This is a genomic window from Cryobacterium sp. PH31-O1, from assembly GCF_030063455.1.
Classification (GTDB): domain Bacteria; phylum Actinomycetota; class Actinomycetes; order Actinomycetales; family Microbacteriaceae; genus Cryobacterium.
On sequence record NZ_JASITB010000002.1, the window covers coordinates 472999 to 498270 of the forward strand.

Below are 25272 nucleotides of genomic sequence, written 5' to 3' on the forward strand. Positions count from 1 at the left end.
GCAGCTGCTGCGGGAACGAAGGGGTTGGCTCGTGGAGGCGGCCAGGATCAACTGGCTCGCTTCACGATCAAATCGTCAAAGGTGGCGGTGACGGGCGTCACTGTGGCGGTCGATCCCAAATAGAAGGCCAGGCCGACGGCACCGGCTGTCTGCAACGCCGCGGTGGAATCCGTCGCCGTGATCTGCCACGACGCCGGTTCCGGAGTGCCGAGGGCCCAGACTTTAGCGCGAACGGTGGTCGGTGACGACCCGGTGACCTGCAGTCGGAGTTGCATCGCACTTCCGGTCGTGTAGGTCAGGCCGGCGATGTTCTGCGCTTTAAGGGTCGTGGCGCCGCGCATGAGCTGCAGCTGCACTACACCGGTCGACACATTCTTCATGCGCACCCGGTAGTCGTCGGTACCGACCCGGCGGCCGATCAGGGAGGTGTACGCACCGGAACCAGTCGCATCCTGCTGAAGGGTCGTGGTGACGAGAATGTCGGTGTCGAGCAGAGACACGCCGGGGAGGTAAGCGTTGACGGTGGCACCGGCCGAGGCCTTGAGCCGGCCGACATCGCCGCTCACCGAATAGTTCGACGCCGTACCGGTGGTGCTCCAGGCTCCCCCAGTGTCAGCGGTGCCGAGGCCGGTCGCCACAGTGCGGGAGAACGCGTCGGTAGCCAGTGGGGTGTTTGGATCCGCGTCTGGCACCACGACGGCCTGCATGGCCTGTGCGGTTGCCGTGGCGTTGTCGGTCACCGTGAGGGTTACCTCGTAGCTGCCCGCGGTTCCGTAGGTGTGTGATGCGGTCACGCCGGTTCCGGTGCTCCCGTCGCCGAAGTCCCAGCTGTACCCGGTGATGGTGCCGTCGCTGTCGGCGGAGGCGGAGGCATCCGTCGTTAGTGTGAGCGGCGTCGCCTGGTAGCTGAACGCTGCCGTCGGCGCCACGTTGGCCGGCGGGTCGGTGGCCTCGACCGTACGGTTCGTCACCGTGCTGGCACCCGAGTTGTCGGTGACCGTGAGGGTGACCGGATAGCTGCCGGCGGCCGCGTAAGAGTGTGTTGCGGTCGCACCGGTCGCGGTGCTGTCATCGCCGAAGTTCCAGGCGTAACTCGTGATCGTGCCGTCGGAATCGGTGGATCCGGTGGCGTCAACGGTCAGGTCACGGTTGGCGATCGCGCTGCTGAACGAGGCCGTCGGTGACACGTTCGCTGGGGGCCCCGATCGACCGATCAAATTGTGCCGGGCAACTGCACTCGCGCTGAGCGCCGTGTTGTAGACGGCTACCTCGTCGATGTCGGCCGCAATGTAGTCACTCGCCGGCCGGCTGGTCCACCCGCTGAGATTGTCGCCTCCGATGCGCCAGTAGCCCTGGATCGGTGCCGCCGATTTCGTGTCGGCACGCTGTGCTGCCAGAGCACCATCGACGTACAGGGACATGCCTGCTTCGCCGACCGACGCCACGATGTGGTGCCACTGGCCGTTGTTGTACGACGCTGTCGTGTTCACCGTGCGGAGCACTCCAGGCTTCACGCCGAACCAGAGGCGGCCGGCGTTGTCCATGTAGACCTGGCGGTCGTAGGCTGTGGACGCACCACTCAGAGCGTTTCCGAGCCCGATGATTTTTCCACCCCTGGTCGTCGTGGTCTTCACCCAGGCTTCCATGGTGAACGCGCCCCGTGGGGTTTCAAAGGCCGATGAGGCGGCGGTTCCGGCGGAAGTGCCGCTGAATCGCGAGGCCGTTCCCGAATCGGCGGCGAGCGCGCCCGTAACGTTTCGAGTGACTCCCGTTCCGGTAGTTTCATTGGACGCGGCAGCCCAGTCGTAGGCTGTGGTGCCGGTGGCTTCGCCGAGCGGCCAGTACGACGACGGCGAGTCGCTCTGCACCGTCGTGGCGTAGGCATTGTATTCGCCGGAACCAGAGACGGTCACGCTGGCGGGGTTACCGGTTTTCACGTTGCCGAAGGAATCCTGCACCCGCACGCGATAGGCGTAGGTCTGGCCCGGCGTCAGCCCGCTGTCGGTGAAGCCCATGGCCGGTCGGGACCAGTCGGTCGACAGGCCCTTCACCGTGCCCACGGAGACACCGTCGCGCAACACCTCGTAGGTGAGCTGTTCGTTGTCCCGGTCGAAGGCTGCCCGCCAGCCGATGCGAGCGGTGCCAGTGGACAGCGAGTCGACAGTGGGAATGAAAGCGGAGGCGGCGAACGACGCGTTCGCCACGCGCGGGCCTTCCTTGTTGGGGGCGATCGCCGTGCTTGCGAAGCGCGCCAAGCCCTGCTGGCCCTTGTTGTTGACGTTGGTGAATTCGCCACCGTACAACAGGTATTGCTCATTTCCGGTGATGGTCCATGGCCCCTGGCCCTGGCCGGTGAAGGTACCCGAGTTAATCTCGGGGTAGAAGGTCAGGATGCTCGGGCTCGGCTGGCCGGTGAAGCTGACGTAGCTGCCGACGGCGTTGGGAGTGAGCGTGCCGGTCGCCGCCATGGAGAAGGTCAGGGTGCGGTGATAGGAGCGCGGTGCGGTTTCGACCGGACCGCCCATGTTGCCGCAGTAGTGCGTGTGACCGGTGGTGTACACGACGTCGCCAAACGGCACCGCTGAATAGGTGTCACCGTGGCAGTCTTCCATCCAGATCAGTGACCCGTCACTCCAGCTGACGCGGAAGGTGCCCTCGAAATTTGCGCCACTTCCATAGTCGTAACCGGTTCCGAAGGCACCATCGGCCGAGGAGGTCAGGCTGGTGATGGCCCCGTTGACGCCAGCATTGCGAATGAGGGTGTTCACGGCCCACGGCAGCGACGCGCCGGTGACGGAGTTCGTTGCGGCCATTCCGTAGCCGGGAGTGTTGCCGCCGTTATACGAGGTGAAGGAGCCACCGATGAGTACCTTGGTGCCGTCGGGCGAGATCGCCATCGTGTTGACCGATCCCCCTGCTGGGGTACCGGTCCAGTCGCGCAGAGCACCGTTCGAGGTGGCAAACGCGGCGATCTGATTACGGGCGACGCCGCTCGCCGACGTGAACACCCCGCCCACATAGACGGTGTCGCCGAACGTGGCCAGTGTTTTCACCGAGGCGTTGACGGTCGGTGCCCAGGACGGGACCAGTGCACCGCTGGCGATGTCGAATGCGGCCAGACGGTATCGGGCCACGCCACCGACGGTGGTGAAGAAGCCTCCGGCATAGAGCCGGGTTCCGTCAGCAGATGCCGCGAGCGACCGGACGGCCCCGTTCAGGTCAGGGTTGAAGCTCGCGACCAGCACACCGGTCGTGAGGTTGTAGGCGAGCATGTTGTTGCGCACAACCTCGTTGACTCCGACGGCCGAACCTGCTGGCCTGGCCTTGGTGAACTCGCCTCCGGCGTAGACAGTGTTGCCCACTATCACCTGCGACCAGACAACCCCGTTGATCTGGGTTGTGGGGAGGGAGTCGGCGGCAACGGTTGTCGGCGTGCCCGCATCCACTGGGCGGGTATCGGCCTGCGCCAGCAGGGGTGCCGTCAAAACGCCCCCGAGCACGGCGACGGTAGTCAACAGGCTGAGCCAGCCGACACGCGGTGAGCGAGCTACCCGCGGTCGAGTCTCATCGAATGACGCGACGCTGTGCTGGTTGACGTGCCGGCGAGACGCAGGGAGAAGTCGCACGAAGATTCCTTACTGAAACGAGGTGCCGGGGCGTCGGGTAGCCACCGTATTCTTCGGAGTATAGTGAGAATCTTTCACTGATGGATGCCCCCATCCGGGGCACACCGTTATGGCCGCTTTCGGCTGGACCGCGTCAACGCGGAGCAGCGCCCTCGAACAGTACGATCGGCACACCGACCAAGTAGTCCACGGCGATACGCACCCGGTCGCGCTGGTCGGTAGGCACGGCGAAAACGAACACCCCCTGCTGGGTCGCCCCCGGCGCGACCGCCTCGGGGAAGGGCGCGCCGCCCGAAGCCGTTAATTCGGTCGCCGGACTTTGCTCGGCACCGAAAAACAGGTTAACGACGGTTGCGGTCAAGTTGACGGCATCGGGCGTGTCATTGCGCACCGTCACGGTGAAACGCAGTGAGGGCCCGCCCACCTCCCCCGGTCCGCGTGCAACCCCGTCAACCGCTTCGACCGCTTCGATACCGAAGACCACGCCGGGCACGGCCGCGGCGGTTTGGGTGAGCGGCACGGGAGCCTGCGCGGCGGGAGGGGCCAGTTCGCCCGCGGCAGATTCGGTCGGCGCCGGAGCAGCGTTGTTCAAAGGCGTGGTAGCGGTCGGAGCGGGCGAGGGCACCGCGCTCGGCGTAGCCGTCGCCTCGGTTGCCCGCGGGCTCGGCGTTGAACTCTCGTTGATTCCCGCCGTGTCCGAGGCGGTCCCGTTGGAGGCCGCGACCCCGGCGACAATGAGAACGACCACGACCACGGCGAGTGCAGCGGATGCGACGATCCACCAGACGCGCCGCCGAGGAGGCGATCCCTGACCCGAGGCTGGGCCGGTGCTGTCCGGGGCGGGGTGGCGCACTGACATGGTGAAACTCCAGGTTGCTCGGCTGGTCGCGATCAAGGAAGGTTCGTGCTTCGGGAAAACTTTGTGCGCAATAAATACGATGAAGCCATTCATACACGGGGTTCACCCTCATTCCTAGGGGGCAGGCGAACCCCATACGGGGGCACCCGCTCACGCTGTACAGTGTGCAAAACCGGCACCGACCGGCACCGACCACGATGCGATCAACGAGGCGAACGACATGAAAATTGCCATCCTGCACGGCAGCAATGATGCCTATGGAGCCTCAAAGGTGCTCTGTCAGGAAGTGGAGTGCCTGGTCAGCCTGGGGCACGAAGTGTTGGTCGTGGTTCCTCACACCGGCCCGTTGGCCACCGACCTGGCCCCATTCGGTGCCGCAGCGTCAGTCGTCGTCGATCCGACACTGGTGGTGTTACGCCGCAGCAAATTGACCGATCTGCTGCATCCGCTCACCCTGCGCTCCGACGTGGCCCGTGCCGACGTCGTCGTGCTGTGGACGCTGGCCCTGAGCGCGTACATCCCCGTGCTGCGGCTGCGACGCCGTCGATTCTACGTCTCGGTGCACGAGTTACTGCTCGGCCGTGCCGGCGGGCTGCTTGTGCGAACGCTGTTGGCATCCGGCGACTTTCCGGTGTGTGCCTGCAGTGAAGCCACCGCCATCTGGCTGCAGAACCATGGCGTTGGTCGGGATCGACTGACCGTCACATCGCCGGTGTTCGCTGCTGTCGAGGCGGTGCCTGATCGCGCCGCGCATGACCCACTGACGTTGGCCGTCGTCGGGAGGGTCAATGGGAACAAGGGGCACCTGGAAGTTGCCACGGCTTTTCAATCGTCGGCGCTGTCCGGGGCCGGGTGGCGGCTCCTGCTGTTCGGCGCGCCGTACCCCGGACAGGACGAGGCCTTGCAGGCCGTGCAGGCGCTGGTGCACAGCGATCCCCGCATTGAATACCGCGGCGAAGCGGCTTCGGTGGCGGCCATTGCCGAGGAGATTGACGCCGTGGCTTGTTTTCCGTCGACACCGGAGCCGTTCGGCCTCGTGCCGATCGAAGCCTGGCGGGTTGGCGTGCGTTCGGTCGGCTTCGCTGACGGCGGTGCCGGGGAGGTCCTTCCAGTCGTCGGCGGCCTCGGAGTTCGTCGCACCGACCGCCCCGACCGCGACATCACCGCAGCGCTCATCGGTCTGGCCGTGGCGCTGAAGGCTCGCGCGCCTCTGCCGCAGCCGGCCCAGGTCAACCCGCTGTTCTCCCAGGAGCGCCGCCGCAATCTCATCGCCCAGGTCATCGCGCGCAGCTGACACCAACGCAAATCTGAGGGAACCGGCCCGCTGCCGGATGGTTCCCTCAGATTGGATCGGGGCGCGGCCAGAGGCGCGAGCGCTGCCCGATCTACGCGGCCGGCACCTCGGGAATCGGCAGCGGCGCGTCATCCGGTATCGGCTTCACGCCCGGATCCGTTTTCACGCCCGGGGACGGCACGACCTCGGGGGCTTGCACCACCTCCGGCACCGGCACGATGTCCGGCGTCAGCGGTGCGTTGGGGGCGTCCGCCGGGGCCTTGGGCGTGATGGTCTCGTCTGCAGCCTCCTTGTTGGCCGCGCCGGTCGCTTTGATGCTCGCCGACGACCCCGTCACGGTATTGCCAAACGGATCGGTAGCCCGCACCTGATAGGTGTACGTAGTGCCGCCGGATCGCCCGGTGTCGGTCCAGGTGAGGGTGGGCCGGTTCCAGTCCGTTGACAGCCCAGTTTGGGTGCGCACGACGACACCGTTGCGCAGCACCTGATAGGTGAGTTGCTCGTTGTCGCGGTCATAATTTGACTTCCAGGTCACTTTGACGGAGTTCGCACTCGGTGTGCTGAGGGTTGGCTGAAAACTGGTGCCCCTGGCCTTGGGCCCTTCCTTATTGGGGGCGATGGACGACACCGCGAAGCGAGTGAGTCCCTGCTGCCGCTTGTTGTTCACGATCGTGAACTCACCCCCGTAGAGCACGTACTGGGAGTTGGCTGCGACGTTCCACGGACCCTGGCCCTGACCGGTGTAGGTGCCGGTGTTAATGTCGGGGTAGAACGCCAACAGGGTGGGGCAGGGCCGGCCTTCAAAGTTGTAGTAGCTGCCGCCGGTTACGTTTCGAGTAATGGTGCAGGTGGCGGCCTTGCTGAAGGTCAAGGTGCGGTGGTAGCTGCGCGGGTTCGTCTCCGGGTATCCGCCGATATTGCCACAGAAGTGGGCGTGGGCGGTGGTGTACACGACGTCACCAACCGGAACTGCCGAATAGGTGTCGCCGTGGCAGTCTTCGATCCAGACGGTGTTTCCGCTGTTCCAACTGGCTCGGAAGGTGCCCTCGAACATAGCGCCGGAACCATAGTCGTAGCCGGTGCCGTACACGCCGTCGGCATCGGAGGTGAGCGAGAGGATAGCCCCGTTGGGGCCGGCGTTTTTGATCAGTTTGCCGATGTTCCAGGTCACCGCGGTGCCGGTGCCTGAGTTGGTGGCAGCCATTCCGTAGCCGGGGGTGGTGGCACCGTTGTAGGAAGTGAATGAACCGCCGATGACGACGCGGTCGCCGTTCGGTGAGATCGTCAGGGCGTTGACGGCGCCGTCGGGGATGGTGCCCTTCCAGGTTCCCAGGGCACCGGTGGAAGCGTTGAAGGACGCAGCCTTCTGACGGCTTTGACCACTGGTCGACGTGAAGCTGCCGCCAGCGTAGACCGTGCTGCCGAAGACGCCAAGGGCGCGCACCGTGCCATTGGCCGTGGGCTTCCAGTCGGACACGAGCGCACCGGTTGCCGTGTCGAATGCCGCGAGTCGAGAACGTGCGACCCCGCCGGCGGTGGTGAAGGCTCCCCCGACGAAAATGCGCGATCCGTCGGGGGAGGCCGTCACCGACCGGACAACTCCGTTCAGGTTGGGGTTGAACGAGGTCATCACGCCGGTCGTCAGGTTGTAGGCCATGAGATTATTGCGCGACACCTCGCTGGTACCGGCGGATGCCCCCGCCGGCCGAGCCCTGGTGAATTCCCCACCGACGTAGACCGTGTTTCCCACGATCACCTGCGACCAGACGACGCCGTTGATCTGGGCCGTGGGTAGGGCATCCGCTGCAACGGTCTTGGGAGCGGAAGCGCTGGGGGGTGAAGTGTCGGCCTGGGCCGCTCCCGTCCCGGTGAATATCGCACCGGCAAGTACTGCCGCGGCGACAATGGCTGTCACAGGAGAACCCAAACGCCACAACATAGAAGTGCCTCATCTCTGGCGCGGTGACCTCGTACGGCCCCGCAGTTGTGGAATTATACTCACTTTATCAAAAACCCAACCCGCAGCATCAAAGTTGCCGCGATGCAATTGGCTGTGGTCGAACGCGCTTCGCCGCGCTCCTAGTCACGACGCCTGATAGACGTTAGGATTCCTCATTACCTCCCCCCGCCTCTCCTACCCGCATTCTGCCGCGCTCTCGTGGCAGCCTGCGAGAAATTCGAGCACCTTATGGCCGCTGAACAGTCTGTTTTCCCTTCCGATTCGGAGGGGGCCAGCCCCCTCCGAATCGGCTACGCCGCCGGCGGATTCGACCTCTTTCATGTGGGGCACCTGAATATTCTCAAGCACGCCAAGAGCCAGTGCGATTACCTCATCGCCGGTGTCGTCTCCGATGAGATGCTCGAGCTGACCAAGGGAGTTACGCCAGTGGTCCCGCTGTTCGAACGCCTCGAGATCGTGCGGCATATCTCCTTCGTCGATGAGGCCGTCGCTGAGGTCGTTGAAGACAAAATGGAGACCTGGCGCCAGCTGCGGTTCGACGTGTTCTTCAAGGGCGATGACTGGCGCGGCACACCGAGAGGCACCCGTCTTGAGCGTGAGTTTGCCGCTGTCGGCGTGGACGTTGTCTACTTTCCGTACACCGTCAACACCTCGAGCACGATGCTGCGCCGCGCGCTTGACGCGCTGACGCGACCGGATGCCGCCGCCCGCTGGCGGTCCCAGGCGATCGAGGGCACTTCGTAGTCAGCCCTCGTCCTTTTACCAAAAGACGGGGCGGATTATCGTGCAGTGCACGATAATCCGCCCCGTCTAATCAGGACTGGTACTGATTGGGTCGGTTACCCGGGGTGCACCACAACGAGGGTGTCGTCGGGCGTGTAGTAGTTACGCGCCATCTGCACCTTCGTCGACGACTGGGCGATCACCGCGCAATCGTCGACCCGAGTGTTGCGGCCAAAGGTGTTGTCGCTGATGACCACACCTCGCAGGGGGCCGTTCGCTTTCTCGGCGAGGTTGATCGAGCATCCCCCGCCGTCGGCGATGTTGTTCGTAATGGTGAGATTGGACACATCACCGCGGTCCTGGGTGACCTGCACGGATGCATTCCACGCATCGGTCAATCGATTGCCGTCGATGCGAATGTTCGCCCCTTCCTGGATCTGGATGGAATCGTCGTGGCTCGGCGTTCCGCCCTGATTCGGGTCCCGGTCATAGTGGAGGTTGTCGTGCACCCACGAGTCCATGATCGCGACGTTTCCGCCGGTCAGATGGATGCCATCGACCACACCGTGAATATTCAGGCGGGTTGCCTCAAAGTTGTAGCCGTAGATTCCTTGAACGTCGGGTGACGGTTTGGAGGGAAACAGCTCGGTGTCGATGATGCGCAAATTTTCGTAGCCGCCGAGATTGCCGATGAGGGCCATCGGACCGCTGAGCTCACGACCGCGCACGATCGAGTTCTTGATGGTGACATTGGCTGCCTCGATCTTGACCATGCCGCGAATGTCCAGGCCGTCGATGACGGTTCCAGCCTGCGTTATCGTCAGGTCGCCCTTGTGTACCGTCAACGCAGTGCCGGCTGGCACTCCCGTGTTACCGGCGTTGGGCGTGCCTCCCGTCGAGGGCGGTGTGGGAACGGGAATGGGGGCGGGCACCGGAGCTGGCGCCGGAGCGGGAGCCGGAGCCGGAGCCGGGACAGGGGCGGGGGCCGGCACTGGAGCCGGCTGCGGCGCGGGGGCCACAATCGGTTCTGGTGCGGGAGTCACCGGCGGAAACAGCCGCGCCAGAAGCCAGCGCAGTTGGGCCGGGGTCAGGCCCGTTCCCGGGGTGGTTTCGTCTGCGGGGGGGCCAGCAGGCTCGGCACCCCACGGCGCGATGGTGGAGTTCTCTTCTGCCTGTTGGGCGGCCTGTGCTGGGGCGATTCCAATGAATGCGCCGGTCAGTCCCAGCGCGACAGCGGCAATAGCCGTCGTGCGCGCACGACGAAACGAGGATCGATTTTTGTGGGGGGCGGGTAAGCCAGTGAGCATATTCGGGTTGAGTTTCATAGAAGTAATTTCGTGTCCTGCACACGTTTCGGGACGTGTTGGGCGGGGCGGCTGGAGGGAGCCACCGGTCGTGGGTACAGCATTCCGTATCGCCAGGAGCGGGTCAAACGGAAGGTTATGAATACCTTGAAGCGCGCGCTGAAGGGCGAAGTGCCAGCCCGACTTCGGAGCACCGAGGGCAAAGCCGTGCAGCGGTTCCATCTAAGCGAATCGCGCGAGTAGAGCGGCCGCCAGGGGGCGGTCTAACCGGCGTGCACCGTGACAGTTTTGCTGTCGGGCGTGTAGTAGTTGCGCGCCGTGCTGATCTTCGTCGTACTGGGCGAAATGATGGCGCAGTTGGCCACCTTGGTATTGCGTCCGAACTTGTTGTCCGTGACGACAGCGCCGTATATCGGACCATAGGACTTCTGGGCAACGTTGATGGTGCACGCGCCGCCGTCAGCGAAGTTGCCCGTGAAGGAGAAGCTCGAGACATCACCGGTGTCCTGGGTGATCTGCACCCCGGCGTTGTGGGAACCGCTCAGCGTACTGCCGTAGACCTTGATGTTGCTGCCTTTTTGAATCTGGATGGAGTCATCATGGCTGGGCTTTCCACCCTGGTTCGGGTCGCTCGTGTAATGCAGGTTGCCGTGCAGCCAGGAATTCGCAATCGTGACGTTGCTGCCGGTCACGTGAACACCGTCAATGACGCCGTGGATATCAACACGGGTCAGCGTGAAGTTGTAGCCGTAGATGCCATTGATGTCGGGAGACGGCTTCGACGGGTACAACTCCGAGTCAATGATCTTCAGACCGGAGCGCCCGCCGAGGTTGTTGACCAGCGCAGCGGGAGCGCTGACGCTTCGTCCGCGAATGATCGAATTCTTAATCGTCACGTTGATCGCGTTGATCTTTACCAATCCGCGAATGTCCAGGCCGCTGATGACAGTACCGGCCTTGGTGATGTTGAGATCGCCGTTGTGCACCTTGAGGGTTGTACCGGTGGGGACTCCGGTCGTGCCGGCGCTCGCGGTCGCAGTGCGGACCATGCCCCCGGTTACGGCCTGGGCCGGAGCGGCCAAGCCGGCCAGCGGAAGGAGAACGGCAAGGGTTGCTGCTACTGCCAACGTCGGTTTTCGTAGGGCAGAGTAGTGCCGCGTCCTCGCGCGTTCGAGTCGGACGGCATTGGGCAGATCGGGGCGGATGAGGTCAGGACGAGGGGATTCATAGCGGTGGTCGGCGGGGTGATGCTGGCGTGCGCCCGCAGAGTGCGAGGGTGTCAGGGTAAGGGGTCGGCGATGAGAACGTGAGATATGGTCAGTCATAAGTCATTTCGGGTGGTGCACGTTCGGGTATGCGATTGAGGCAACCGCAGGGAGTCACCGATAGTTATTAGAGTGTTACCCAAAAATGAAATTACGTCAAATTAACGGTGCGATCCGGTTGAGATGACGTTTCGTTGCGGAGCGCTTGCCCAGGATCTGACCGGTACCGTGAAAATACCCGGAACCGCGTGAAACCGCCGATGAAGCGCCAAAGCGAGCACGATCGCTCCCGCGCAGAGCAGCGGCGGCAGAAGTGTTGCGATCACGACGGAAACCTGCACATCGGCGATGACCAGAACGGATGCCAGCGCCGTCATGGGAAAGGTATGCACGAGGTAGATCGGCAGGGTACGCGAGCCGAGTGAGCGCACGAAATCAAAGGCGGGGAGTCGCGCGAGAAGCACGGCGACGGTTATGCCCACAGCGACGGCGAGCGCGCTCAGCACGAGCAGCACAAACGGGACCTTGGTGAGGTTCAGTTTTGTGGTCGCAACGACCAGCGCGGCATACCCGAGGCAGAGCGGCACAACGTGCCACCATCGCACGAAGGGAACGAGGCGGCGCACCAGCGGCCCCAGATAGATCGCAGCGATGAAGAACACGAGGTACTTGCCCATTTTGTCCCAGGGCGAGCCAGTGTGCAGCAGCGAAGCGCCGAACAGCACCGCAAGAACCGCCGTGAGGGCAATCTGCACGAGCGGCGGCCATCGCCGCATCAGCCAGGCCAGGGTGAAAAACAACGGCAGCGCGTAGATAAACCACAGGTTCGAGCTGGGCCGCACGAACAGTGTAACGAGGCTGGCCCAGGTGGCGTTGGGCGTTCCCGATGGGCTGATCGGTGGCAGAGCGAGCAGAAACAGCGTCTGCAGGGTGACCCAGGCGATGTAGAGATACAGGAGGAGTGACATCCGCTTGCGAAACAACTGCCAGTACGGCAAGCGGATGGCCGACGCGGCCAGAATTCCCGACATGAAGAAGAACAGGGGCATGCGAAACGTGTCGAAGAGCGGGTTGAGCGGGGCGAGCGCGCCAGCCAGCCCGACCTCGTCAAGGTACATGATGGCGTGATAGAGCACGACCAGCGTGATCGCAATTCCCTTTGCGACGTCGATCCAGGCCTCACGGGCCGGCGCCGTCGTCATGTCGGTTCCTCACCCGGTCGGACGGGGCGAATAAAGCGGAAGTGGCGCTGGTCGAAATCGGTGACGAACGGCGGCGGCTCGTAGGCGTAGCGCAGAGCGCTGCGCGAGGCGAACCGGTGTAGCGCGAGGGCCAACAGCACGGCCATGAGCGCGAGAATTGGTGGTAGAACGGGCGCGATGACGGCGACCGTGGCAAAAAAAATCGGCAGGGAGAGTACGAAGGAAATCAGGATGACGATGGGTGTGTGCGCCAGGTAAATCGGCAGGGTGATACGCCCGACCGCACCGAACCAGTGCGCGCCGCGCAGGGTTCGGCTGAACGCGATACCGCCGATGACACCGACCAGGCAGTTGAGAAAATACAGGCCGAAGACGTCGCGCAGGCCGAGCAGCGTGACGGCGGCGGTGACGGCCATCCACATCAGCATGGCGGCACCGATGAGCAGCCGGTTGTCCACCTCGCCCACGCGAATGATCCAGGTGCGCAGGTAGATGCCGGCCAAAAAGAAGAAGTAGTACTTGAGCGAACCCGACCAGCCCACGTTGGCCGTCTCGAGTCCGCTCAGTGCCACGATCGACACTGCGCCGGAGATGACGAGTTGCAGACGAGGATTCACCCGCCGGCTGAGTTTGGCGACCACGAAAAAGATTGACAATGCCCAGATGAACCAGAGTTCAAACCGCGGCAGCACCGGAGACACCATGAGGCCCAGAATGGTCTGTCGAAGGCCGAACCCTTCGCCCTTCATAGTCTGGCCGAGCAGAAAAACGATCGAACCGACGACCTCCCAGAGCAGGAAGACCCAGAGGTAGAGCCGGACCTTAACCGTCCACAGGTCGCGCCACGGCTTGAGCAGCCACTTAGGAGCGAAAAGCCCGGAGAGCACGAAGAACAGGGGCATGCGCATCGACGACAGGGCCTCGTTGATTTCTCGCCAGTATGGGATGTCGAAACCGGCACCAAGCAGCCAATTCGCCGAGTGGAACATGGCGACGAGCAGGATGGCGATTCCTCGCCCGGTGTCGACCCAGCCGATTCGTTCGATCGGCGGCCTGGTGGCGCTCACGGTCGGAACCGAACCGGTGTAGCGCCGGGGAGCGTGGGGCGCAGGAGCGCGGCATCCGTTTCGGTCGGCACCCTGCGGTTGATGAGCAGCCCGAGAACCAGCACGAGCAGCACCGAAGAGCTGAAGAACGGGCCGAAGAACAGGAACCAGACCGCCTTGACCCCGAGGTAGAGCAGCACGGCACTCGCGGTGTTGGATGATACGTGCACGCCGATGCTGCGCACGATGAGTGCGAGCATGATCAGGGCGAGCAGCAGCCCGGGAATGCCAAAACCGGCCCAGAAATCGCCGATGATGGAGTGCAGTTCGACGTGCCCGCCGAACATGTAATTCTCAACGTACCCATTGTTGGGGTCGTAGTTTATTGCGGCCATCCCGGTCTTGGCCGCGAGAATGTCCTCGGGATTGGGAGCGGTGCCAACGCCGAACCCCCACGGCTGATGTTGCATCAGGGCGATCGTCGCGGTGAGTTCGGGACGGCCGCCGAGGATGAGGGAACCGGTCTCCTCGAGTTGGGCGAGGGTGCGCTGCTGGGTCGCCTGGCCGAGGGCTCCGTCGAGAATGAGCGCCTGGATGATATTGAACACGACCAGGGCGAGGGCGCCGAGTCCCAGCAGGGCGCGCAGTGCGGATTTGCCCCGCGTGGGCCGGGTGGGGCGCATTTGCCAGGCGACCAGCAGCACGGTCAGGAGCATGAACGCGAAGGTGGAGCGGGCATCCGTCATGGTAGCGACGACCGTCAACAGCAGCGCCACGGCCAGTTCCAGCCAGCGGCGTCGAAGTTGCAGGGTGATTCCCAGCAACAGGATGGTCAGAGCCACGGAATAGCCGAACCGCCACGGGTTCGCCGCGTACAACTCGCTGGTCGGCGAAACACCGAACAAGATCCCGGCGCCATACCAGATGGCGATCTGGGAGTCAGGCAGAACCGTGCGCGCCCAGAGCACGAATCCGACGCCGGCGAGCAGCCCGACCAGACCGGCGATCGCCCCGAAGGCCTGGCCGAGGCTCGTGTCGTGCGTGGGGGCCGACAGCGCGGTGAGCCACAGCCCGGAGCCGATAGCGATCACTCCGGCGAGCACGAATAGTCTGGCCCCCCAATATTGGCGCAGCACCGGGAACCATACCGGAAACAGCGCCACACAGGCCAGTGCACCCACGGTCACACCCTGGTCGATATCCAGGCGCATGGCCACGATGACCAAAACGACCACGGCGATGAATTTGTTGACGATGGGCGGCGTCTGCGCCACGAAAAGACCGGCGCGAGGGCGCTGAGGCGACACCGCAGCGCCGAGCACTGCGGTGGTGTTGTTGGAGCGCACCTGAAAGGACAATAGCCATCACCAACCGGGCCGCACAGAAAACGATTCGGGCACCGATTCCTGTTGCGCAGCCGCATCGTGCACAACAATAGACGGCCCCGAGCAGAAGCGACAAGGGCAACGCTGCGCTAACTGAGGGATTTTCACCCCCCCGAGAGGGGGGCGCGGCCAGGGGTGGCGCGGCCTGTATAGTGGCGATTTCGTGAGAGATATTCATCGTGCGACCGGAAGCGGCCTGTGGTCATGTATAGATTCAATCGGCTCGTCGCCGACCTGCGCCGGGACCCGGCCGCCCTCGCGCAGCGTGCAACGATTCGGCTGCGGCTCGCGGGTCTGCGACTGAGCAACCGGCTCAGCCGCCGATCGGTAGCGGGTTCGGGCGCCGTCGTGGTGAACCTGACCTCCTTCGGCCATCGGATCGACCTGGTCTTCTATGCCCTCGAGACCATCGCCGGTGGGCGAATCCGCCCCGGCCGGCTCATTCTGTGGCTCGACGACGGTGCCGCGCTAGCGCACCCTCCGGCCACACTTCGTCGCTTGCAACGACGGGGCCTGGAGATTGCCTCCTGCCCCGACTTCGGGCCGCACAAGAAGCAGTATCCCTACGCCCTGACCGGGCCGACGCTCCCCCTAGTGGCCGCCGACGACGACGTGCTGTACCCGCGCCGGTGGCTGGCCGAACTGCTCGAGGCGGCCGCGCGGCATCCGCTCGACGTCACCGGCCAGCGCGCCCACACGATCACCTTCGACGGCGACCGCGTGGCGCCCTACGCGCGATGGGTCGCCGCCCGCGGCACCGCCGCCAGTTTTCGAACTCTCTGCACCGGCGTCTCCGGCATCTACTACCCGCTCGGGCTGCTCGAGGCCCTGCGCGCCGAGGGGGACGCCTTTCTGCGGGTCGCTCCGCGAGCCGACGATCTGTGGGTCTATGCGGTCGCCGTGCGGCACGGCATTCGCGCGCGCCAGGTTGGTGAGCGGCAGGCGGAATATCCGGCGATTCCGGGTTCGCAGCGCGGCACCCTCTATCGGCAGAATGTGACGGAGGGCGGCAACGACGCGCAGTTCGCGGCGTGCGTGGGCGAGCTGGAACGACAGCGGATGCTGCGCGACGACCCCCACGATTCGGGCGCGCTGCCGGGGGCGTCGCTGGACCAGGTCGTGAGCGACAATGGCGCATAGGCGACCGCGCGGACCGGTGCCACGGTCCGCCCTACCGATCGTCGCCGCAACCAGCAGGCGCCCGGTCGCGCCGAATTCCGTGTCGCGCAATATGACGATCGCGCTGATCGGAAATGCTTTCCCCCCGCTCGTCGCGCTCTTTTCCGGTCCAATTCTGGCCCAGGCCCTCGGCGTCGACGGTCGTGGTGCTGTGGCCGCTGCCACCGCACCGCTCGCCCTCGTGGTCACGGTCGCGACCTTCGGTGTTCCCGAAGCCGTAACCTGGGCGATCGCCCGCAACCCCACCCTCGCCCGCAACGCCTCGAACCGGGGCATGCTCATTCTGATTGTCGCCGGACTGCTCGCCATGGGCGCCGTCGCGTTGTCGGCGGCCTGGCTCAGCGGCGGCGATCCCACGGTGCAGCAGCTCATCCTGGTGGCCTGCCTGGCCATCGTGCCAAACCTGCTGGTCGGCGTGTTCCGTGGGGTGGCATCCGCTACCCAAAGCTGGCGGCTGGTCGCGCTGGAACGCATCATCACGTCATCGTTGCGGCTCGCCGTGCTGATTCCGTTCTGGCTCACCGGCACCCTGTCGCCCCTCGTAGCGACGATCGCCGTCGCGGCCATGCCGGTGACCGGGCTGTTCGTGTACATCGGGCGCATGCGCACCCTCGACCCGCGAGCCTTCGACGTTCCGCGGGAGGCGCGCACGGCGGGGCTGCTGAGCTATGGCCTGCGCATCTGGGTCGGCTCGCTGTCGGGGATTCTGCTGTCGAGGCTTGACCAGGTGCTCATGACGCCGTTCGCCGGGACCTACCAGCTCGGACTGTACGTGGTCGCGGTGAGCGTGAGCGAACTTCCGCTGATCATCAACCAGGCGGTGCGGGACGTGACCTTTGTGACGGATGCCGCCGATTCCGTCGACGCGCGCCTCGCGTCGTCCGCCCGCATCAGCACCCTGCTGTGCGGCCTGGCCGCCCTGTTCCTGGGCGTCACCATGCTGTGGTGGCTGCCGTTTCTGTTCGGCGAGGACTTTCGACCGGCGCTGCCGGTGGCCGGCGTTCTGCTCGCCGCGGTGGTGCTCGGCACCCCAGGGTCGATCGGTGGCTCGGGCCTGAGCGCGCGGGGGCGACCCGGTTTGCGCAGCATGTCACTGCTGATCGCCTGCCTCGTGAACATTGCCATGCTCATCGTGCTCGCACCGATGCTCGGTGCGATGGGCGCGGCACTGGCAACGCTGGCCGGCAACCTGATCTCCAGCAACCTGAACCTTTTGTTCATGTATCGAAAGTTCGGCATCAACCCGCTGCAGTTCTACGGCGTGCGGCGGCTGGACTTCGTGACCCTGCGGGAGTACGCCAAGCGGTTCTCCCGGCGCCGCAAGCGCTAGATCATTCGGTTCGGAGCCGTCACGGGTGTTGCAGGGGGCGCCGGCCGATAGGCGAGACCGTCGCGCAGGCCCCGCGCCGCAGCGATCAGCGGCTGCACCGAGGTCAACAGCTGGCGGCGGCCCCCGCGGGCGATAACCTCCCAGGCGGCCGACACGCTTCGGCGACGCCAACGTCGACGGTCGGGGGCGTCAAGGTTGCGGGCCGCAAAGACCAGACGGTTGCGCACGTTGTAGTAATAATAGGAGTAGGACTTGGCCAGGCCGGCGCTGTGCTGACCGCTGCCCTGGGTGCCGCCCTGCGCGTGCGTCGCCTGCGCGGCGGCACAGACCGCCACGGCTCCCCCCTCGTGCAGCACCCGCTGCGAGAGCTCGACGTCTTCCCAGTACAGAAAATAGTCGTCGCTGAACCCACCGATCCGGCGCCAGAGCTCGTCGCTGATCAGCAGGCAGGCGCCACTTAGCCACGGCGTTGTGCGCACGCCCGGGTGGTCAGCGCGTCTGCGGGTCGCGCGTACCCGGCCGTCGTCGAGGTACAGATCGCTGCCGTCGAACCACACCGTGCCGTCTGGCCGCAGGATGCGGGGCGAGACCAGGGTGAGCGGATGCTCTCTGACCACTGCGATCAGGCGGGCGACCTGGTCGGCGATGATGGCGGCATCCGGATTCAACAGGAGAAACTGCGTGCGCCCGCTCTGCTGCGCCCGCGCGACGCCAACGTTCATACCGCCGCCAAAACCGAGGTTGGTCGGCGACAGCACGTGCTGCCAGCCCTCCCGTTCGGCGAGTGCGCTCACCCTGGCCTGTTCGGCCGCGTCGGTGAAGTTGTCGACGACGACAACCGAGAGGTCCGGCGCTGATCGGGAGAGCGGTTGCAGATTCTCTTCGAGCAGGGCGCACGACCCGAAATTCACCACCACCACGGCAAGGGAGGCGAAGATCGAGTCGGTCATGCGGTCAGTATTGCAGATCCGTGCGGTCAACCTGACAACTTCTCAGCACGTTACTGCGCGAAGCGGTCGGTCGCCTCGATGATGGCATCGAGGATGCCGGGCTGGTCGAAGGCATGGCCGGCGTCGGGAATCAGGTGAAATTCGGCTTCTGGCCAATTCTTGTGCAGGTCCCACGCGGTGAAGGCCGGGGTGCACATGTCATAGCGGCCCTGAACGATGACGCCGGGAATGTCGGCGAGGCGGTGCGCGTTGTCGATGAGTTGGTTGGGCGTGAACCAGCCTTTATTGGCGAAGAAGTGATTCTCGATGCGGGCGAAGGCCACCGCGAAGGACGGGTCGGAGAAGTGCGCGATCTTGTCGGGTTCCTGCAGCAGGGTGATTGTCGATGACTCCCAGGTGGCCCAGGCTACCCCGGCGCGCTCCCGCACGAACTGGTCGGGATCGTGCAGCAGTCGACCGTAGGCTTCGATCAGGTGACCGCGTTCGTTTTCGGGGACCGGCGCGAGGAACGACTCCCACAAGTCGGGGTAAATTGCCGCGGCGCCGCCTTCATAGAACCAGTCGAGCTCGATCGGGCGCAGCGTGAAGATGCCGCGCACAACGAGCTCCGTGACTTTCTCGGGGTGCGTCTGGGCGTAGGCGAGGGCAAGGGTGCTGCCCCAGGATCCGCCGCAAACCAGCCAGCGATCGATGCCCAGGTGTTCACGCAGTCTTTCCAGGTCGGCCACCAGAGTCCAGGTGGTGTTGACGCTCAGGTCGACGTCGGGCTCGCTCGCGTGCGGCTTGCTGAGGCCGCAGCCGCGCTGGTCGAACAGGATGATGCGGTACTTCGCCGGGTCAAACACCCGGCGCTGGTCGGCGCTGGATGCCCCGCCCGGACCGCCGTGCAGGTAGACCGCCGGCTTACCGTCTGGATTGCCGGAGGCTTCCCAATAGATGGTCTGGTTGTCGCCAACATCGAGCATGCCGGTTTCGTAGGGTTCGAGCTCGGGGTAAAAGGTGCGCATTCCTCGAGCCTAAGCCCCCCGGGTGGGAGGTCAGGGATCAGCGGCCGACCAGACCTTGCTCGTAAGCCAGAATGACGGCCTGCACACGGTCGCGCAGGCCGAGCTTGTGCAGGATCCGGCCGACATGAGTTTTCACCGTCGACTCGGACAGAAAGAACCGTTCGGCCAGTTCCGTGTTGGAGAGCCCCTCGGCCATCGCGAGGAAGACCTCGGTCTCACGCTCGGTGAGCGCCGCGAGCGCCGTGGCGTCATGCGCCTCGGTTTGGGGCAGCTGGGTGCCGAACAGGTCGAGTAGGCGTCGAGTGACGCGCGGCGAAACGGATGCCTCCCCGGAGACCACGGTACGGATCGCGGTGATCAGCTCTGCTGGTTCGGCGTTCTTGAGCAGGAAGCCGCTCGCCCCGGCACGCAACCCGCCGAACGCGTACTCGTCCAGGTCGAAGGTGGTCAGGATGATGATGCGGGTGTGCGGCCGGTCCGCCATGATCTGCCTCGTGGCCTCGATGCCATCGAGCCCCGGCATACGCACGTCCATTAAGATGACCTGCGGGCGCACGCTCGCGGCGAGCGCGATCGCCTGCGCGCCGTCGCCCGCTTCGGCGACGACGAGGAAGTCGTCTTCGGCCTCAAGCACCATGCGAAAACCGACCCGCAGCAGAGCCTGGTCGTCGGCAAGCATGATGCGGATCGGATGCGGCGGCGAGGGCTCGGATACGGTCATGTTTCATCCTCTAAGGTCATCGAGGCGTGCACCCGCCAACCGTCGTGGAGTCCCGCTCCGGCTTCGAAGTTACCTCCGTAGATGGCCACTCGTTCCTGCATTCCGATCAGGCCACGCCCGAAATTCCGACCGCTCGGCTCCCGGCGCTTTCGGCCGTTGTCGCTGATCGTGACCTCGGCCATTCCGGGCGCCGAATTCAAACGAACCACGACCCGGGTGGGCGTATCGGCGTACCGCAGCACGTTGGTGAGCGACTCCTGCACCAGGCGAAAGATGGTCAACTGCATGCTCGGGTTGGCGGGTTCACGTCCGCTGCGTTCCAACACGACCGGAAGCCCGGTCGAGCGAAAGGATTCGACCAGGTCGGCGAGTTGGTCGATTCCCGGCTGCGGTGCGCGCGGCGCCGGCTCCGAGCCGACATCGAGAACCCCGAGCAGGCGCCGCATCTCGGTCATTGAGCGGCGCCCGGTGGCAGCGACGTCGATCATCGCCGCACGGGATCGCTCCAGGTCTTTGGGGGCTATGGCGTGGGCACCGTCGGCGAGCGCGACCATAACTGACAGGCTGTGGGCGACGACGTCGTGCATTTCACCGGCGATGCGGGTGCGCTCGGATATGCGCGAGAGCTGCGCTTGCTGGTCGCGTTCCCGGGTCAGTTGCGCGGCCAGGTCGAGCAACGAGGCCACGTATCGCTTGCTGTTGCCCATGTTGACGCCGACCAGCGTGGCGGCGAGCAGCATAATCGCCACTTGGATCGCGACCGACGTCCACGAAACCTCGGCCGGGTCGTCGGTCAGCCAGGCCGCCAGACCGGCCAGGAGCGTCGAGGTACCGAACCCGACCCAGGCGCTGCGCACATCGGAGTACACCGCGACCGCGTAAAGCGCGAGCAGCTGGGCGATCAGGTGCACTTCGCCGTAGTCCGCAAAGGCGAGCAAGCCGATCCAGGTCACTGCCAAAGCAAGCCGCGGCATCCGTCGTCGCAGCAACAGCGCCGCAGCCAGAAGCAACGCTATGGCCGCGTTGAATAAAACGTCGGCGAGCGGCGCTGGTTTCGCATCCATCAGGTTGGTGACCAGGGTGAGCGCCATCGGCACGACGTAGATCGCGGCGATCAACGCGTCGGCCAGGTGCGGATGCCTGGTCCAGAACCGCCGTACGATGCCGGGCGGGGTGGGCAGACGCACGTCTCCCCCCGGCGACAATGCACGCCCGGGGGGAGAAATGTTACGGCTCATTCTTCGATGGTACGGGTCAGGCGTCGCGGCGCTTGAGCAATGCTGCTGCTGCGCCAAGGCTTACAGCGACCCAGGCGAGGACAACGAGGAAGGCCTGCCAAGATTCCATGGTGCTCGGGGTGATCATCTCGGCGCCGGCCATGGTGAACAGGAACGGCATGATGTCGGCAACCCATCCGACGAGCATGGAGAAGAGCCCAACGACCGTCGGCAGGAGCAGGATAATTCCGAGGACCGTCGCGATTCCCCCGGCGCTGCTCCGAACAATCGTGCCGATTCCGACGGCGAACACAGCGATGAGCGCCAGGAACAGGGCATTGCCCAGCAGCGGCAGGATGACGTGCTCGTCGAACAGACTCGCGGTCAGGTCTTTCGTTCCGAGGATGGGGATGGCGATGAGGAACGACCCGACCACGCTGAACAGACCCACGAGGAAGGTGAAGCTGAACAGCACAGCGACCTTGGCCCAGAGGGCCGGTAGGCGGTTGGGTACCGCGGCGAGCGTCGACTTAATCATGCCGCTCGAATACTCACCACTGATCGAGAGCACTCCGAGGACGGCGACGATCAGCTGCCCCAGGCCCAAACCGGCAGTGGCGACCAGAACGAAGATCCCCGTGCTGTCGATGCCCATAGCTGCGGTAGCCGGCTCGTCCAACCCGGCGGACATGGCGTAGGCCATCAGCACGGCAATGCCGAACGAGGCGGCGACCACGAGGGAGAAGGTCCAGTAGGTGGAACGCAGCGTCCACAATTTGATCGCCTCGGAGCGGAGCAGGCCGATGAAGCTGAGCCCGGAACCGGTCGGAACGAACGGGGTGCGGGCTCCGGCCTGCTGGGTTGAGTTGATTACGGTGCTCATCGAGCGACCTCCGCTTCGGTGTGGGTATCGCCGGTGCGGTACTCCACTTCGTCCTGGGTCAGTTTCATGTAGGCGTCTTCGAGTGAGGCGCTCACCGCTGTTAGCTCGTGCAAGGAAATCTGCGCGGCTGCGGCACGGTCACCGATCTCGTTCACGGTCAGTCCGTTGATCTCGAGCACGTCCTGCTCCAGGTTGGTGATGGTGACATCCGCCTGCGCGAGCAAGCTGGCCAGGGCCGCGGTGTGCGGTGTGCGCACGCGCACCGTGTTCTGCGCTGCTGAGGCGATGATGTCGGCGACCGAGGCATCCGCTATCACCCGACCACGACCGAGCACAATGATGTGGTCGGCGGTGAGAGCCATCTCGCTCATCAAGTGTGAGGAGAGCAGCACGGTGCGGCCCTCGGCCGCGAGCTGCTTGGTGAGCTTACGCACCCACTGCACGCCCTCGGGGTCGAGGCCGTTGACCGGCTCGTCGAGGATGAGGGTGGCCGGGTCGCCGAGCAGCGCTGCGGCGATGCCGAGGCGCTGGCCCATGCCGAGGGAGAACCCGCCGACGCGCTTTTTGGCGACGGACTCGAGGCCGGTGAGGTTGATGACCTCGTGCACCCTGCTGGTGGGGATGCTGTGGGTTGCGGCCATGGCGCGCAGGTGGTTGTAGGCGCTGCGACCGGTGTGCACGGCCTTGGCGTCCAGGAGCACGCCGACCTCGCGCAGCGGTGCCTTGTGCTCGTGGTACGGCTTGCCGTTAACGATGACCGAGCCGGCGCTGGGGCGATCCAGACCGACGATCATGCGCATCGTGGTGGACTTGCCCGCACCGTTCGGCCCGAGAAAACCGGTGACCTTGCCGGGCTGCACCGTGAAGTCGACCGCGTCGACCGCGGTCTTGCTTCCGTAATGCTTGGTCAGGGACTGTGCCTGAATCACGACTGCCTCATTCCGTTAGGGGTGAGGCCCCGTTTGTTTGTTGTGGAGCCCCCATAACAAAACGTACGGCCTGCGATAGGCGTGGCGCATCAACCACGGGGATGGTTGATGCGCCACCGCTGTCATACCTGGGTACGACGCCTACCGCCTATTTTTTCACCGGCTTTTCGGGCGTTGGCGCCGTTCCAGACGCCCGCTGGGCCGTGTAGTAATCGCGGGCTTCGATCTGGCGCTCACGTTCGACACCGCTGGCGATAGTGGATCGCAGGTGATCCTGGGTGTATCCAAACGCGTCGACCAGATCGAGGGCGTGCGGACGGATGCGCGCAATGAGACGATCGATATAGGCCGTAACGGCCTGGGCGCGCTGTGCAGAAAGCCGCCCATGGATGAGATACCAGGCCAGGTTCTTCTCCACCAGGCCAAGGCCGAACAGGTCGCGGAGCCAGGTGAGCACCTGCTTGGTGCCGGCATCCGTTGTTGCGTCCAGTGCCCGGGTGAAGGACTCCCACTGCAGCAGTTCGCCGTGGGCGCGAGCGGCTTCGATGAGCTCGTTCTGGTGCGCATTGAACAGGTCGGCGGCCTGCTTTTTGGGCAGCTTGGTAGCGCCGCGCAGCTTGCCGGCGACCTCACCGATCATGCTCTCGACCCGATCGGTGAGCAACTCGCGCTGCACGTCGGCATCACGAAGGGCGCCGATCGAACGGGCTGTGGACCCGCGGTCGAAGACCGTCTGTCCGAGGGTGCGCAGTCCGGTGCCGTGGTAAGCGCGACCGGCGGCGTGCTGCACGACGTAGCGAGCGAGGGCTCCGACATCCGCTGAAGCGAATTTGCGGCTGTAATCGGTGAGCAAGCGCTTGGCCACGAGCTGCAGGAGTACGTTGTTGTCGCCCTCGAAGGTCGCGAAGATGTCAAGGTCGGCGCGGAGGCCGACGAGGCGGTTCTCGGCGAGGAATCCGGCGCCGCCGCAGGCTTCGCGGGCTTCCTGCAGGGTGTCGAGTGCGTGCCAGGTAGAGAGCGGCTTGAGCGCGGCGGCCAAAGTTTCAAGGTCTTGCCGGTCGTCGTCGGTGTCGGCTTTGCCGCTGAACACCTCGTCGAACTTCACCAGGAACTCGTCGTGCGCGAAGGTCTGCGCGTAGGTCGTGGCCAGTCGCGGGAACAATCGGCGCTGGTGCCGCTGGTAGTCGAGGATGACCTCTTCATCGGTGTCGCTGCCGGCGGTGAACTGGCGGCGCTGGCTACCGTACGTGATGGCGATGGTCAGTGCGAGAGCGGATGCCGCGGTGGCGGCCCCGTCGAGCGACACGCGACCCTGCACCAGGGTGCCGAGCATGGTGAAGAAGCGACGGCCTGGGCTGGAAATAGGGCTCGTGTAGGTGCCGTCTTCGGTGACGTCGCCGTACCGGTTAAGCAGGTTCTCGCGCGGAATACGCACGTCGGTGAAGTGCAGCCGACCGTTGTCGATGCCGTTGAGGCCGCCCTTGAGGCCGTCGTCTTCGCCTCCGATACCGGGCAGGAAGGCGCCGTCGGCGCCCCGAATGGGCAGGTAGAACGCGTGCACGCCATGGTTGACGCCCTGCGTGATGAGCTGCGCGAACAGCACGGCGGCGATGCCGTCGTTTGCCGCGTTACCGAGGTAGTCCTTCCAGGCGGCGCGGAACGGGGTGTTGATGACGAACTCGCCGGTTTCGGCGTCAAAGGTGGCGGTGGTGCCGATGCTGGCGACGTCGGAGCCGTGGCCGATCTCGGTCATGGCGAACGCGCCGGGAACGGAGAGGTCCATGATGCCGGGCAGATACTTGTCATGGTGGCTCTTGGTGCCCAGGTGCAGCACCGCGGCGCCGAACAGGCCCCACTGCACGCCGCCCTTAATCTGCAGGCTTGGGTCGGCGATGACGAGTTCTTCGAAGCCGGCGATGTTCCCGCCGTGGTCGTCCTGGCCGCCGAGGTGTTTAGGGAACGCGCGCAGCACGTGGCCGTTGGCGGCGAGCACCTTGAGCTGGCCGAGCACGCGCAGTCGGTGATCGGCCATGGAGAGGCCCTCAATGCGCTGCATGTCGGGGCGGGCGGTAACTTCGCGGGCGGCGAGGCGCACGTCCGCCCAGGTGCCCAGAAGCTGGCGACCAAGTTGTTCAACGTTGACCGCCGGGGCAGCCTGGTCGCCAATGCCCGTGATGGGGCCGGTGTCGACGCTGACATCGCTTCTGGGGTCGATCGTCGTCGATCGGGTGCTGGACCGCTGAATCGTGTCAACCATGGTTGGTCCTAACTGTTCGCGCGAAAGTGGTGCTCGCAACGTTAGGACCGGGTGGTCGCGGTCGTGAAACGCGCGGTGTGGGGGCGACAACGATAGCGGCCGCCCACGGCATCCATTTTGTAGGTTACACACAAC

19 protein-coding genes are annotated in these 25272 nt (G+C 64.9%); 4 read left to right on the forward strand and 15 right to left on the reverse strand.

The window, feature by feature from the left end; translation table 11 throughout:
* Nucleotides 1-47: 47 nt before the first annotated feature.
* Together QMK31_RS07080 and QMK31_RS07085 are read right to left on the reverse strand one after the other, a co-directional pair.
* Nucleotides 48-3626 carry a PKD domain-containing protein gene (locus QMK31_RS07080; protein ID WP_283500225.1) on the reverse strand — a complete coding sequence of 1193 codons (3579 nt, stop codon included), beginning with the start codon at nucleotides 3624-3626 and terminating at the stop codon, nucleotides 48-50.
* Between the two features lie 133 nt (nucleotides 3627-3759).
* Entirely contained in the window at nucleotides 3760-4485 is a 726-nt protein-coding gene (locus QMK31_RS07085; RefSeq protein ID WP_283500226.1) for a hypothetical protein, read from the reverse strand.
* A 220-nt stretch (nucleotides 4486-4705) separates the two neighbouring features.
* Between QMK31_RS07085 and QMK31_RS07090 the strand changes: the two genes are divergently transcribed.
* Nucleotides 4706-5779, forward strand: a complete 1074-nt coding sequence (locus QMK31_RS07090) for a glycosyltransferase family 4 protein (RefSeq protein ID WP_283500227.1) — start codon at nucleotides 4706-4708, stop codon at nucleotides 5777-5779.
* Between the two features lie 91 nt (nucleotides 5780-5870).
* On the opposite strand, the gene QMK31_RS07095 is transcribed toward QMK31_RS07090, so the two are convergent.
* Complete coding sequence (locus QMK31_RS07095; protein WP_283500228.1) at nucleotides 5871-7694, reverse strand: hypothetical protein; 1824 nt, start codon at nucleotides 7692-7694, stop codon at nucleotides 5871-5873.
* A 273-nt stretch (nucleotides 7695-7967) separates the two neighbouring features.
* Between QMK31_RS07095 and QMK31_RS07100 the strand changes: the two genes are divergently transcribed.
* Nucleotides 7968-8483, forward strand: coding sequence for an FAD synthase family protein (locus QMK31_RS07100; protein WP_283500229.1), 516 nt, complete (start codon nucleotides 7968-7970; stop codon nucleotides 8481-8483).
* 95 nt (nucleotides 8484-8578) lie between these two features.
* Here QMK31_RS07100 and QMK31_RS07105 read toward each other — a convergent pair whose 3' ends face one another.
* The 5 genes from QMK31_RS07105 to QMK31_RS07125 form a co-directional block, all read right to left on the reverse strand.
* Nucleotides 8579-9787: a right-handed parallel beta-helix repeat-containing protein gene (locus QMK31_RS07105; protein WP_283500230.1), complete on the reverse strand. Its 1209-nt coding sequence runs from the start codon at nucleotides 9785-9787 to the stop codon at nucleotides 8579-8581.
* Nucleotides 9788-10029: 242 nt separating this feature from the next.
* On the reverse strand, nucleotides 10030-10893 hold the full coding sequence (locus QMK31_RS07110; protein ID WP_283500231.1) for a hypothetical protein: 864 nt from the start codon (nucleotides 10891-10893) through the stop codon (nucleotides 10030-10032).
* 299 nt (nucleotides 10894-11192) lie between these two features.
* On the reverse strand, nucleotides 11193-12233 hold the full coding sequence (locus tag QMK31_RS07115; RefSeq protein WP_283500232.1) for an acyltransferase family protein: 1041 nt from the start codon (nucleotides 12231-12233) through the stop codon (nucleotides 11193-11195).
* Nucleotides 12230-13300: an acyltransferase family protein gene (locus tag QMK31_RS07120; RefSeq protein ID WP_283500233.1), complete on the reverse strand. Its 1071-nt coding sequence runs from the start codon at nucleotides 13298-13300 to the stop codon at nucleotides 12230-12232. The genes QMK31_RS07115 and QMK31_RS07120 overlap by 4 nt, the downstream gene beginning before the upstream one ends.
* Nucleotides 13297-14637: an O-antigen ligase family protein gene (locus tag QMK31_RS07125; RefSeq protein WP_283500234.1), complete on the reverse strand. Its 1341-nt coding sequence runs from the start codon at nucleotides 14635-14637 to the stop codon at nucleotides 13297-13299. The genes QMK31_RS07120 and QMK31_RS07125 overlap by 4 nt, the downstream gene beginning before the upstream one ends.
* Before the next feature lie 231 nt (nucleotides 14638-14868).
* Between QMK31_RS07125 and QMK31_RS07130 the strand changes: the two genes are divergently transcribed.
* Entirely contained in the window at nucleotides 14869-15804 is a 936-nt protein-coding gene (locus tag QMK31_RS07130) for a hypothetical protein (protein ID WP_283500235.1), read from the forward strand.
* Between the two features lie 79 nt (nucleotides 15805-15883).
* Nucleotides 15884-17173 carry an oligosaccharide flippase family protein gene (locus tag QMK31_RS07135; protein WP_283500236.1) on the forward strand — a complete coding sequence of 430 codons (1290 nt, stop codon included), beginning with the start codon at nucleotides 15884-15886 and terminating at the stop codon, nucleotides 17171-17173.
* Here QMK31_RS07135 and QMK31_RS07140 read toward each other — a convergent pair.
* From QMK31_RS07140 to QMK31_RS07170, 7 genes are all read right to left on the reverse strand, one after another.
* Nucleotides 17170-18123 carry a glycosyltransferase family 2 protein gene (locus QMK31_RS07140; RefSeq protein WP_283500237.1) on the reverse strand — a complete coding sequence of 318 codons (954 nt, stop codon included), beginning with the start codon at nucleotides 18121-18123 and terminating at the stop codon, nucleotides 17170-17172. The genes QMK31_RS07135 and QMK31_RS07140 overlap by 4 nt on opposite strands.
* A 50-nt stretch (nucleotides 18124-18173) precedes the next feature.
* Nucleotides 18174-19130: a prolyl aminopeptidase gene (gene pip, locus QMK31_RS07145; protein WP_283500238.1), complete on the reverse strand. Its 957-nt coding sequence runs from the start codon at nucleotides 19128-19130 to the stop codon at nucleotides 18174-18176.
* Between the two features lie 37 nt (nucleotides 19131-19167).
* Nucleotides 19168-19851 (reverse strand): response regulator, encoded by a 684-nt coding sequence (locus tag QMK31_RS07150; protein ID WP_283500239.1) that lies wholly within the window; start codon nucleotides 19849-19851, stop codon nucleotides 19168-19170.
* The gene (locus QMK31_RS07155) at nucleotides 19848-21089 is read right to left on the reverse strand and encodes a sensor histidine kinase (protein WP_283500240.1); all 1242 of its coding nucleotides are present in this window, start codon (nucleotides 21087-21089) and stop codon (nucleotides 19848-19850) included. Before QMK31_RS07155 ends, QMK31_RS07150 begins: the two co-directional genes overlap by 4 nt.
* A 16-nt stretch (nucleotides 21090-21105) precedes the next feature.
* On the reverse strand, nucleotides 21106-21951 hold the full coding sequence (locus tag QMK31_RS07160; protein WP_283500241.1) for an ABC-2 transporter permease family protein: 846 nt from the start codon (nucleotides 21949-21951) through the stop codon (nucleotides 21106-21108).
* On the reverse strand, nucleotides 21948-22880 hold the full coding sequence (locus QMK31_RS07165) for an ABC transporter ATP-binding protein (RefSeq protein ID WP_283500242.1): 933 nt from the start codon (nucleotides 22878-22880) through the stop codon (nucleotides 21948-21950). Before QMK31_RS07165 ends, QMK31_RS07160 begins: the two co-directional genes overlap by 4 nt.
* 148 nt (nucleotides 22881-23028) lie before the next feature.
* Nucleotides 23029-25137 carry an acyl-CoA dehydrogenase family protein gene (locus tag QMK31_RS07170; protein ID WP_283500243.1) on the reverse strand — a complete coding sequence of 703 codons (2109 nt, stop codon included), beginning with the start codon at nucleotides 25135-25137 and terminating at the stop codon, nucleotides 23029-23031.
* Between the last annotated feature and the right edge of the window lie 135 nt (nucleotides 25138-25272).